This is a genomic window from Caproiciproducens sp. MSJ-32 (assembly GCF_018918055.1).
In the GTDB taxonomy this organism is placed as follows: Bacteria; Bacillota; Clostridia; order Clostridiales; family Clostridiaceae; genus Clostridium.
This window is the reverse complement of record NZ_JAHLPS010000012.1, coordinates 13,656-26,205: the sequence shown is the minus strand read 5'-3', so window position 1 is coordinate 26,205 and position 12,550 is coordinate 13,656. Positions and strand designations below refer to the sequence as shown.

The window sequence follows — 12,550 nt, the reverse complement described above, 5'->3', positions numbered from 1 at the left end:
ATTTATTCTCTCCTCTTAACTAAATTAATTTGTTGATTTATCTCATTCATTCTATTATAATCATCAACTATATCTTGAAGAGTAATACCTTGCATTACTTCATCTATACTTTTTTTAATTTTTTCCCATAATAATCTTGTTGCACAAAAGTCTAAATTATTACAGTCATTTCCTTCTATACACTCTGCAATTTCAACTGGACCTTCTAGTATGTCCATTACATCTGCAACAGTAATATCTTTTGGATCTTTATTTAATACATAACCTCCCTGAGCTCCTCTTATGCTCTTTATCAATTTAGCTTTTCTTAAGGATGAAAATAACTGTTCTAAATAATACTCTGAAATTCCTTGCCTTTTAGAAATAGTTTTTATAGAAACTGGCTCACTGCCATAATGTATAGCAAGATCCACCATGGCTTTTACACCATATCTACCTTTTGTTGAAAGCTTCATTATTTTTTCACCTTCTTTAATGTTGACTAATTTACTTGTATTTATATATTATCAAACTGATTTTTTGATGTCAATATTCTCTATTTTTCATAATACATCAAGCACTATTTAATATTTTACCTTGAATTATTTACCTTATTTTTTATATTTGCCCAATAATTTTTAATGTTTTCCTCAAATTTATTATTTTGTGGAATATAATATTTTTTCCCAACTAACTCTTTTGGCATATATTCCTGTTTTACATAATTGTTTTTATAATCATGAGGATATTTATAACCAAACACTCCCAAATCCTTTGCTCCATTATAATGTGTATCCTTTAAATGATTTGGAATATCCCCTATATTGAATTTATCTAAATCTTCCATTGCTGAATTAATAGCTAAATAAGCACTATTTGATTTAGGTAAAGCAGCTAAAAATATGGTTAATTCAGATAAAATTATTTGTGCTTCTGGTAATCCAGTTTTTAAGGCCAATTCTATTCCGGAATTTACCACCGATAACGCGTTTGGATAAGCTAATCCTACATCTTCTGCAGCAATAATAGAAATTCTTCTTATAATAGCTTGAAGATTACCTCCTTTAATTAATCTTGCTAAATAATGTACAGCTGCATCCGGATCACTTCCTCTTATACTTTTTTGAAAGGCACTCAGCAAATTATAATATTCATCTCCAGAGGAATCAGATCTAATATGAGATTGCCCTAAACTTTCAATATACTCAACTGAAAGATTAATTGTTGAACTTAACTGAGAGTTAATAGCTAACTCTAGTATATTATAAGCTTTTCTATAGTCTCCCTGAGATATTTCTGCAATATAAGATATAGCTTCTTCTGTATATTCTATATTTAGCTCCTTTTCTTTAGCTCTTTTAATAGCCTTTATAATTCCTTCCATTATTTCTTCCCTTTTTAAAGGCTGAAATTGAAAAATGTTACATCTGCTTATTATAGCTTTGTGCAATACAAAATAAGGATTTTCTGTTGTACTTCCTATTAAAGTTATTTTTCCATTCTCTATAAACTCCAATAAGGATTGCTGCTGTTTTTTAGAAAAATGCTGTAACTCATCAATATAAATTACAACTCCATTATAACCTAACAAAGTATCCAGCTCTGATACTATATCTTGAATATCTTTAACAGATGCAGTTGTAGCATTTAATTTATAAAATTTCTTATCAACATAATTTGCTATTATATTTGCTAAAGTTGTCTTTCCTGTACCTGGGGGCCCATACAAAATACAATTTGGAATCTTCTTATTAATTATTAAATTATATAATGGTTTTCCAGGACCTATTATATGCTTTTGTCCTATAAAGTCTTCTAAACTGTTAGGCCTCATTCTCTCTGCTAATGGTTTCATCCTTTGCCCTCCAATTTTTTATTTACCTAAACATTTCGCTTAATTCTTTAGCCTTTTCAAGATTTTCGTATTCAGTAAAGGACTTAATATAATAATTCTCCTTTTCTAAACTTAAGATAACTTCAACTGGAACATTTTCTCCTATAGCCTCATCACTGCCTTCCTCTTCACCTTCATGAACTTCTAAAGCTTCTGCCCTCATATTTAAAACTAAAGCAGCCTTATAAAGTCCATCTTTATCTTTACTGATATTTAGCATTTCACTGTTATACTCCTTTAATTCAAGTTCACCGATATATAGGCTATAAAACTCAACATAATTACAAATATAGAAATTTTTTCCACTTATATGTTTACTTACTTTTTCATCATAACCTTTATCATAAGATAAGACTAAATCAATAGTTTCTTTTATTTTTTCTTTTTCGGCCTTGCTTATTTCAGACTTACTATTTGAACAACTGATGAATAAAATCATAGTAAAAATAATCATTAATAATTTTAATATACTTTTCTTCATAAAGCCTCCCAATATATTTATTTCCATTTTATAATATCATATTTAATTACATATTAATATAAAAAAACTATATGCTAATATTTATTAAATTATTAGCATATAGTTTTAAATTAATTGTATTTATATATTATTAGCTTATTTTTGTTTATTAACTGCTTTCTTAGCTTTCTTATTTCCTTCATATGCATTTATATACATTTGCTTAATTTCACTGAATAATGGATATCTTGGGTTTGCTCCAGTACATTGATCATCAAATGCTTGTTCTACCATTTCATCTAATGTTGCATAGAATTTATCTTCAGGTACTCCAGCTTCTTTTATTGATTTTGGCATACCTACTTTTTCTTTTAAATCATCAATTGCATTAATTAGTAATTGAACTTTTTCTTCTTCAGTGTTTCCACCTAATTGTAAGTAATCTGCAATTCTTGCATATCTCCAAGCTGCATTAGGATATTTATATTGTGCAAAAGCAGCTTGTTTAGTTGGCGCATTTTCAGCATTGAATTTTATTGTTTCATTTATTAATAATGCATTTGCAGTTCCGTGTGGTAAGTGATGGAAAGCACCAAGCTTATGAGCCATAGAGTGGCAGATACCTAAGAAGGCATTTGCAAAAGCCATACCAGCCATTGATGATGCATGAGCCATTTTTTCTCTAGCTTTAACATTTGTAGTTCCTTCATTATATGCTTGTGGTAAATATTTAAATACTAATCTTATTGCTTCTAAAGCTAATCCATTTGTATATTCTGATGCCATTATTGAAACATAAGCTTCTATTGCGTGAACTAATGCATCTATACCTGAAGCTGCTGTTAAACCTTTTGGCATTGACATCATAAGTTCAGCATCTACAATTGCCATATCTGGAGTTAATTCGTAATCAGCAAGTGGATACTTAATTCCAGTTTCTTCATCTGTAATAACAGCGAATGGTGTTACTTCTGATCCAGTACCTGCTGAAGTTGGAATAGCAACCATCATAGCCTTTTGTCCCATTGTTGGGAATTTATAAATTCTCTTTCTTATATCCATAAATCTCATAGCTAAGTCTTCGAACCTTACTTCTGGATGTTCATACATTACCCACATGATTTTTGCTGCATCCATTGGTGATCCGCCACCTAATGAAATTATCATGTCTGGGTTGAAAGATAACATTTCTTGTGCACCTTTCTTAGCACATGCTAGTGTTGGATCTGGTTCAACATCAGTAAATACTCTAAATTCTATTCCGTATTTTTCTAATTCTTTAACTACCTTATCAGTGTATCCTAGTTTATCTAATATTCTATCTGTAACTATAAATGCTCTTTTCTTGTTCATTTCATGTAATTCTTTTATAGCAAATGGTAAACAACCGAATTTAAAGTATGTTTTTTCTGGAGCTCTAAACCAAAGCATATTCTCTCTCCTTTTTGCCACTGTTTTTACATTTAATAAGTGCATTGGGCCAACATTTTCTGAAACTGAGTTTCCTCCCCAAGATCCGCAGCCTAATGTTAATGATGGTGCTAATCTAAAGTTAAATAGGTCTCCAATAGCACCTTGAGATGCTGGCATATTTATTAAAGTTCTTGCTGTTTTCATAGCATCTTGGAATTTTTCAATTCTATCTTTTGAAGCAATTTCATTTGTATATAATACAGAAGTATGTCCCATACCACCTTGAGCTATTAATTTAGCAGCTTTTTCTACAGCTTCATCATAGCTCTTAGCCTTATACATCGCTAAAATTGGAGAAAGTTTTTCATGAGCATATGGTTCAGATAAATCTGTTGATTCAACTTCTGCTATTATAATTCTTGCACTCTTTGGAATAGTTACTCCTGCTAATTCTCCTATTTTCCATGGTGCTTGACCAACAATATTTGCATTTAATGCACCCTTATCATTTAATATTATGCTTCTAACCTTTTGAATTTCATCACCTTTTAATATATAAGCACCTCTTGCAGCAAATTCTGCTTTTACTTCATCATATACCTTATCTAATACAATAACACTTTGTTCTGATGCACATATAACTCCATTATCAAAAGATTTTGATAAGATTATTGAGTTAACAGCCATTTTTAGATGAGCAGTTTCATCTATTATTGCAGGCGTATTTCCAGCACCAACCCCTATTGCTGGCTTTCCTGATGAATAAGCAGCCTTAACCATTCCAGGTCCTCCTGTAGCTAATATTAAGTCTGCTTGTGCCATAACAGCTTGTGATAATTCAACTGATGGTTCATCTATCCATCCAATTATTCCTTCTGGTGCACCAGCTTTTACCGCTGCTTCTAAAACAATTTTAGCGGCTTCTATTGTAGATTTCTTAGCTCTTGGGTGTGGTGAAATAATAATTGCATTTCTAGTTTTAAGTGAAATTAATGTTTTAAATATTGCTGTTGATGTTGGATTAGTAGTTGGTACTATTGCAGCTATTACTCCCTTTGGTTCTGCAACCTTTGTAACACCATTTGTTAAATCTTCTTCAATCACTCCGCAGGTTTTCATATCTCTATATTGATTATAAATATATTCAGCAGCAAAATGATTTTTAATTACTTTGTCTTCTGCTATTCCCATTCCAGTTTCTTCAACTGCCATTTTTGCTAATTTAATTCTATTATTATTAGCAGCCATTGCAGCTTGTCTGAATATTTCATCTACTTGCTCTTGAGTATAAGTAGCAAATTTTCTTTGAGCCTCTCTTAATTCTTCAAATTTCTTAGTTAATTCTTGCAAATTTGTAACAGCCATTTTCATATCCTCCTAAAAATATTGTACAAAAATTTTATACATTTAATTGTTATTTATTTATCAATCTCTTGTAAATTCATTTTAGCTTATTGTTTAATTTTTGTCAATCTATATTTGTTGCTTTTTCATATTATTTTAATATTTTTAAAATTTAATAATAATAATGTAGTTTAATGTTATATTTTAATAAATCTAACCCTTTATACTTGCTAAATTTTAGTTATTTTTTTAACTATCTATTGTTTAACATATTTGAATCATTTATAGTTTAAGATATACATGATATACAAAAAAGTTATTACACTAATTTAATAGCATAATAACTTTTTCTATTTTTTCAAACATTAATCAATATCTTCAGGAATTGTTATTCCTAATCTCTTTGCAACATCACTATTTATCTTTACACTAAAATCATTTAAAGTAGATATTTCAATTTCTGCTGGATTTATTCCCTCTATTATTTTAACAGCTTTATTAGCTGTTTCTTTTCCCAATTTATAATAATCTATACCTATTGAACATAATCCTCCCACATCTACTACTGCTTCCTCAGCTCCTAGAATTGGTATATCATTTTCAACAGCAATTTTTCCAATTAACTCAAAAGCCGATGCAACAGTATTATCTGTAGGTGTATATAAGGCATCTATACTTTTTATTGCTGCAGTAAGATTTTGATTTATTTCATTTACATTCGTAACACCAATTTCTTTAATTTCTAAATTAAATCTTGCAGCCTCTTTCTTTAAATTTTCAACTTGAACTATTGAATTCACCTCAGAAGTATTATAAATTACTCCTAATATTTTAACTTCTGACACAAGCTTTAATAATAATTGCAATTGCTTATCAATAGGAACCATATCTGACACACCAGTAAAATTAGTTCCAGAACTTTCCCAACTCTTTGTTATTCCTGCAGAAACGGGATCTGTAACCGCCGTAAAGACACTTGGTATTTCTTTAGTAGCATTATATACAGCCTGAGCCGATGGTGTCGCTATAGCCAAAATCATATCTTTATCCTCAGAAACAAACTTTTGAGCAATTGTCTGAGATGTAGCTGCATCCCCTTGGGCGTTTTGATAATCAATAATAATGTTTTTACCATCTTCATAACCTTTTTCTTTAAGGCCATCAATAAAACCTTCCCTTGCTAGATCAAGAGCCGGATGCTGCACAATTTGACTTATTCCTATTTTTATTTTTTCATCATCCTTAGTCATTTCATCATTATTTTGGCATCCAAAAAAAATAGTAAGAGTCACTAATCCTGCAAGAATCAAAGCAATTTTCATTTTTCCTACCATAATACAATCCTCCAATTTTACAATTTCTATCCTACCATTCTACTATTAAATAAATTTATTCTGAAATAATGCTATGAAAACCTAACATTATTTACATTCAGTTTAATACTTCTAAAGATAAATTATATAACAATATAATATTCTAATTGTATTATATTGTGATGAAAAATTACATTAATAATTTTTCATAAAAAGCAAGTTGCTACGCAAAATTAATAGCGTAACAACTTTTAATAATTAGTTAAATAAACTTCTGTCACTTAAACCTTCACTTACATTTGCTTTTTCAAATAGTTCCATAAGCTTCTTTGTGGTCAGTTCTTCTTTCTCTTTTTCTCCTACATCAAATAAAACTTTTCCTCCATGCATCATAAGTAATCTATTGCCTGTCTTTATAGCATGATTTAGATTGTGGGTTATCATTAATGTTGTAATTCCTGTATCTTTAACTATTTTTTCTGTAATCTCCATTATCTTCATTGATGTTTTAGGATCTAAAGCTGCAGTATGCTCATCAAGTAATAAAAGTTTTGGCTTTGACATCATTGCCATTAATAATGTTAAAGCTTGTCTCTGACCTCCTGATAATAAAGTAACTTTATTATAAAGTTTATCTTCTAATCCCAAACCAACTTCTTTTAATAGTTCCTTATAATAATCGATTCTTCTCTTATTTACACCAAAGGATAAGCCATAAGTTTTTCCTTTATTATCTGCAAGAGCTAAATTTTCTAATATTGTCATATTAGGAGCTATTCCTAAGGAAGGATTTTGAAATACTCTTCCAATTTCCTTTGCTCTTTTATACTCACTATCTCTTGTAACATCTTTACCATCTAATAATATCTGCCCTTCATCACATTCAATAGTTCCTGCAATTATATTTAATAAAGTCGATTTCCCAGCTCCATTAGAACCAATTATTGAAATAAAATCTCCCTTATTAACTGTTAAAGAAAAATCTGAAAAAACCTTATTCTCATTAATGGTATTTTCATTAAAGACCTTATGCAATGCTTGAATTTTTAGCATTTAAATCACCACCTTCTTTAGAAATACCATTTATACTTTTAGAACCATCTGCCTTAGTTAATTTTTTATTTTTTTTAACATTTAACATATTTGAATTTAAACTTAAGGCTATAATTACTATTATTGCTGTCATTAATTTTAAATAATTCGGATCTAAATTAAACTTTAATGCTAAGGCAATTGCTAATTTGTAAATTATCGATCCAAGCACAACCAAAGTCGTTGTTTTTAATAAAGTTAACTTCTTAAAAGCTGAAGTTCCTATTATTACTCCAGCAAGAGCCATTACTAAAATACCAGTCCCCATAGTAACATCTGAAAAACCTTGATATTGAGCTGTAAGAGCCCCAGCCATAGCAATAAGAGCATTACTTATCATTAAACCTATAATCTTGATTATATCTTTGTTTACTCCTAGTGCAGTAATAACTTGTTCATTATCTCCTAAAGCTATTAATAATTTACCTAACTTTGTTTTAAGAAATAAATCAAGGATGAATTTTAAAACTACAATTATTACAAATATAATATAAATTTTATAATTATTATTAAAAATAATTTTTGTATTAAATAATGGAACATTAGATTTTCCCATTATCATTAAATTAATTGAATAAAGTCCTGTCATAACTAAAATTCCTGACATTAAACTGCTTATTTTCAATTTAACATTTAACAAAGCTGATATTAATCCTGCTAAAGCTCCTCCTATAGTGGCAAGTACTACTGATATCCAAGGATTAATTCCCTTAACTAATAAAGCAGCGCAAATCGAAGCACCTAATGGATAAGTTCCATCCGTTGACATATCTGCTATATTAAGAATTTTAAAAGTTATATAAACTCCCATTGCAACAATACCAAATAAAAGCCCTTGTTCTAACACATTAATAATCAAATCCATTACTTAACGCCTCCAGTAACTTTATTTGCAGTTTCGTTAATATCATCTGGTATTGTTATTCCTAATTTAGATGCAACGTCAGTATTTATTGTTATATTCATCTCACTTAAGGTTGAGATTTCTATTTCTGATGGCTTTTTACCCTTTATTATTTCTACTGCCTTATAAGCTGTTTCTTTTCCTAATTTAAAGTAATCTATTCCAATTGAACATAATCCTCCAACACTAATTACTGCTTCTTCAGCTCCTAAAATCGGAACATTATTATCTAGAGCAATTTTTGTAACTAGATCATAAGCAGATGCAATTGTATTGTCTGTTGGTGTATATAAAGCATCTATTTCACTTATTACAGAAGTAAGGTTTTGATTTATCTCATTCACATTTGTAACACCTACTTCTTTTACTTTTATATTTAATTTTTCAGCTTCTTTCTTTAATTCATCAACTTGTACAAGCGAATTTGCCTCAGAAGTATTAAAAACTACACCTAATGTTTTTACTTCTGGTACTAGTTTTAATAATAATTCTAATTGCTCATTAACCGGAACCATATCAGAAACACCTGTTAAATTTGATCCAGAACTTGTCCAATCTTTAGCTATTCCTGCTGATATTGGATCAGTTACAGCTGTAAAGACTGTTGGTATTTCCTTTGTTGCGTTATAAACAGCCTGAGCAGCAGGTGTAGCTATTGCTAATATTAAATCCTTCTTTTCAGAAACAAATTTTTGAGCAATAGTTTGAGATGTAGCTGCATCACCTTGGGCATTTTGATAATCAATATCTACATTTTTTCCTTCTTCATATCCTTTTTCTTTAAGGCCCTCTATAAAGCCTTCTCTAGCTGAATCAAGGGCTGGATGCTGTACTAACTGACTTATTCCTATTTCTAGCTTATCATCTGCTACTGAAGCAGCATCATTTTTTTTGCATCCAATTAGACTTGTTGCTGTAATTAATCCAGCTAATAATAAAGCTATTTTTTTTCTTCCTACCATAATACTGTCCTCCTATTTATTTTTCAAAATCTCCAATCTACTATTCTACATTTTTATTTTATTAAATATTTATATATTATATTGTTAAACTTAAAATAAGTAAACCAATATAATATTAGTTATATACACTTTTAGAGATTTTGATATTAATTTATTATTTATTAAAATAATTTTTACCCTATATTAGCATATCAATTCTGATTTGTAAATAAAAAAATTAACGATTCTTTTAAAATCGTTAATTTTTATTACACATTTATTCAGGTATAGCCCTATGACCAAGTCCTATTACAACTTCATTTAAATGTAATAATCCAACACTTAGAAAAATGCATACTGTAAGATGTTGACCTTTTCTTGCTATACCAACTTTTCCACCAACGCTTAACCCACTCGCCCTATTCCATACTTCCATCAATGCATCTCTTGCTGCACCAACAACAGCTCCCTCATGAATATGTTCATCTCTAATAACACCACTTCTTTTAGCTGCTACTAAGGTACTTTCTAAAATTTTCAAAGTCGATTCATTGATATTTCCACCAATATTTACAGCTGTCGCTAAAACCCCTCTCTTCCTTAGTTCAATCTTTAAAATTTCTTCTTCTTCCCTTGAAGAAATAGCCATTTTTATAGCACATTTAGCAACATCAAGACTATTGCTTAGCATTTCATCACCTTTTTCTTATTTTTTTACCAGCTTATATTTCTCGTTAAAATAATTATTTAATTTTTCTAGGGAATGGGTCAATATTTCTTTTTCTTCTTCTGTATGCTCATCCATCATTGAACTTATCATTTCTTTATGAAACTTCTTATGATTTTCACAAGCAGCATAGCCTTTTTCAGTTAACTGTACCATTACTACTCTTCTATCTTCTTCAATCCTTTTTCTTGTTACATAACCCTTTTTTATAAGTTTATTTATTGCCGTTGTCAAAGTTCCAACAGTAATACCTAAATCTTGTGCGACTTCACTCATCATACTTTGTTCTTTTTTCCCAACGCTCTCTATTATATGCATTTCCCTTATAGATAAATCTGAAAATTCACCTTTTCTTAGCATCTTTTCTTCTATCTCAAGTATATTATTAAAAATCTTTACAAGTAATTGATTTGCTACGTCTTCTTTTCTTTGCATATTTATATTATCCCCATCCTTCTTAAATATTTTCATTAGTTAATCATTTTCATCAATTCCTTTATATTATAATAAGCCAATCTAATAATAATTTCAATTAAATCCTTTAATAATCAGCCTTTTATCATAAAATTTTTTTGTTTTTAAAAAAGGAGCCCTAAGGCTCCTGCATTTTTAAATAATACTAAAGGATAAAGCTACAATTATAAGTCCTATTGCTAATATTACATAATAAAATTTCAATTCATCATGATAGTCATATATTCTTGATTTTTCTATTCTGCCCTTTGGATACATTATTTCTACTTCTTTGCCCTCTTTATATTCTATATTATTTTCATAAATCGGCATAACCAATTTTATTTTTTCATCTTTATCTTCTACTTCTAATATTGGGTATAATGCAGGATTATATAATATATTTGCTTCTGAATCTCTATCAATTGAAACAAAACTTTCAAAACCAACAACTTTTGCTCTTTTAATAATATAATTTTTATTAATTAAAATATTATTCATTAGTTTAATTAATGTAGATATAGTGAGCAATACGCCAAGAAAAATTAATAATAATCCCATATAAAATCCCCCTGTTTAATTAGATTTTTATTTATCCTTTATACTTATATTATATGATAAAATTAGATAAAAGATATATTTCTTGTAATTTTTCATACTTTTGCAAGTTTAGTTTCATTTTTATATCAGTTTATTCAGTTTTTCCTTCAGTTTAATATAAATTCATTATTTGTAGTTTTATACAAAATAATCATTTTTTTCAACATCTTTCTCTAGTTTTGATAAATCCATTATTTTTTATTATTCATACATTTATTACACTTTTTATTAATAAATATTAATATATAATATTTTTCATGGAGGCTACATAAATGAACTATTCTAAAATAAAATTTGAAGTATATACTTCTTACGATAAGCTAAATATTTTAAAAAATTCCTTGTATCCCTTATTAATAGAATTTGATAAGGATTTTCATATATACGAAACTAAACTCCGTGTAAAGAATGAGAAAAATCAGAAAGAAGATAATTCTGTTAAACTTGAATTTATATGTAATAAGGATTTAGCTTTAGAAGTCATTACCACACTAAAAAAAGTTACAAATGATAAAACACCTTACTATAACATCATTCCAATTATCAATTAATTCTTCTTTATAGTGAAATGGGGCTGTCGCATTAGCGGTTAAAAATCGCTAATGCGACAGCCCCTTTTATTTAACTTACAAAAACATTTTTTATAGATTTAGTTGGACATTTCTTAGTACAAATTTCACAGTTCACACACTTATTATAGTCCACTAAAGCCAGATTATTTAATACATGAACTGCATCATGAGGGCAGTTTCTTTCGCATAATTTACATCCTATGCATGCATTAGAACAGTTTTCTCTTACATGTTTGCCTATTTCAGTATTATTACATTCTACCCTTACCTTACTTTCATATGGTACAGATTCTATTAACCCCTTAGGACAGATATTTACACATGCCCCACAATTTGTACATTTTTCTTTATCTACTTTTGCTACCCCATTTATTACTTTAATAGCATCAAATTCACATACTCTAACACAACTTTCTAAACCTAAACATCCATAGGAGCAAGCTTTATTTCCTCCTGCTTCCATTAGACTAGCTGTAATACAGTCATGAACACCTTTCAATTCATATCTATTTTTTGCCGCATCACAATTTCCATTACATTTTACATAAGCTGTCATCTTTTTAACATTATCAACTGCAACTCCAAAAACCTTACCTATTTCTTCTGCAGTTTTTGCTCCACCTACTGTACATAGATTTAATTTCGCTCCAGACATAACCATTGCCTCAGCATAGGCGTCACAACCTGCATAACCACAACCTCCACAGTTTGCTCCAGGCAGACACTCTCTTAATTTTGGTATTCTAGGATCAACTTTAATCTCAAATTTTTTAGAAGCAAAGCCAAGTAAAACTCCAAAAATTAATCCCAGTATTCCTAATATAAGGGCTGCATATATAACGTTCATATAGATTTCCT

At 29.2% G+C, this 12,550-nt stretch carries 13 protein-coding genes; 1 reads left to right on the top strand and 12 read right to left on the bottom strand.

Annotation, left to right across the window (positions count from 1 at the left end; translation table 11 throughout):
• Positions 1-2 precede the first annotated feature (2 nt).
• The 11 genes from KQI16_RS01345 to KQI16_RS01295 form a co-directional block, all read right to left on the bottom strand.
• Positions 3-455: an RrF2 family transcriptional regulator gene (locus KQI16_RS01345; protein ID WP_216431634.1), complete on the bottom strand. Its 453-nt coding sequence runs from the start codon at positions 453-455 to the stop codon at positions 3-5.
• A 116-nt stretch (positions 456-571) separates the two neighbouring features.
• Positions 572-1,834 carry a replication-associated recombination protein A gene (locus KQI16_RS01340; RefSeq protein ID WP_216431633.1) on the bottom strand — a complete coding sequence of 421 codons (1,263 nt, stop codon included), beginning with the start codon at positions 1,832-1,834 and terminating at the stop codon, positions 572-574.
• Between the two features lie 22 nt (positions 1,835-1,856).
• Positions 1,857-2,354, bottom strand: coding sequence for a hypothetical protein (locus tag KQI16_RS01335; protein ID WP_216431632.1), 498 nt, complete (start codon positions 2,352-2,354; stop codon positions 1,857-1,859).
• 135 nt (positions 2,355-2,489) lie between these two features.
• Positions 2,490-5,111, bottom strand: a complete 2,622-nt coding sequence (gene adhE / locus KQI16_RS01330; protein WP_216431631.1) for a bifunctional acetaldehyde-CoA/alcohol dehydrogenase — start codon at positions 5,109-5,111, stop codon at positions 2,490-2,492.
• Positions 5,112-5,455: 344 nt separating this feature from the next.
• Entirely contained in the window at positions 5,456-6,424 is a 969-nt protein-coding gene (locus tag KQI16_RS01325) for an ABC transporter substrate-binding protein (protein ID WP_216431630.1), read from the bottom strand.
• Between the two features lie 237 nt (positions 6,425-6,661).
• Positions 6,662-7,456, bottom strand: a complete 795-nt coding sequence (locus KQI16_RS01320; RefSeq protein WP_216431629.1) for an ABC transporter ATP-binding protein — start codon at positions 7,454-7,456, stop codon at positions 6,662-6,664.
• Positions 7,431-8,360, bottom strand: a complete 930-nt coding sequence (locus KQI16_RS01315; protein ID WP_216431628.1) for an ABC transporter permease — start codon at positions 8,358-8,360, stop codon at positions 7,431-7,433. The genes KQI16_RS01320 and KQI16_RS01315 overlap by 26 nt, the downstream gene beginning before the upstream one ends.
• The gene (locus tag KQI16_RS01310) at positions 8,360-9,361 is read right to left on the bottom strand and encodes an ABC transporter substrate-binding protein (RefSeq protein WP_216431627.1); all 1,002 of its coding nucleotides are present in this window, start codon (positions 9,359-9,361) and stop codon (positions 8,360-8,362) included. The genes KQI16_RS01315 and KQI16_RS01310 overlap by 1 nt, the downstream gene beginning before the upstream one ends.
• A gap of 256 nt (positions 9,362-9,617) precedes the next feature.
• Positions 9,618-10,031, bottom strand: coding sequence for a HutP family protein (locus tag KQI16_RS01305; protein ID WP_216431626.1), 414 nt, complete (start codon positions 10,029-10,031; stop codon positions 9,618-9,620).
• A 15-nt stretch (positions 10,032-10,046) separates the two neighbouring features.
• Positions 10,047-10,502, bottom strand: coding sequence for a MarR family winged helix-turn-helix transcriptional regulator (locus KQI16_RS01300; RefSeq protein ID WP_216431625.1), 456 nt, complete (start codon positions 10,500-10,502; stop codon positions 10,047-10,049).
• Positions 10,503-10,676: 174 nt separating this feature from the next.
• Positions 10,677-11,081 (bottom strand): hypothetical protein, encoded by a 405-nt coding sequence (locus tag KQI16_RS01295; RefSeq protein WP_216431624.1) that lies wholly within the window; start codon positions 11,079-11,081, stop codon positions 10,677-10,679.
• A gap of 311 nt (positions 11,082-11,392) precedes the next feature.
• Here KQI16_RS01295 and KQI16_RS01290 point away from each other — a divergent pair, with 311 nt between their 5' ends.
• The gene (locus tag KQI16_RS01290; protein WP_216431623.1) at positions 11,393-11,671 is read left to right on the top strand and encodes a hypothetical protein; all 279 of its coding nucleotides are present in this window, start codon (positions 11,393-11,395) and stop codon (positions 11,669-11,671) included.
• Positions 11,672-11,741: 70 nt separating this feature from the next.
• On the opposite strand, the gene KQI16_RS01285 is transcribed toward KQI16_RS01290, so the two are convergent.
• Entirely contained in the window at positions 11,742-12,539 is a 798-nt protein-coding gene (locus KQI16_RS01285; RefSeq protein ID WP_216431622.1) for an RnfABCDGE type electron transport complex subunit B, read from the bottom strand.
• Between the last annotated feature and the right edge of the window lie 11 nt (positions 12,540-12,550).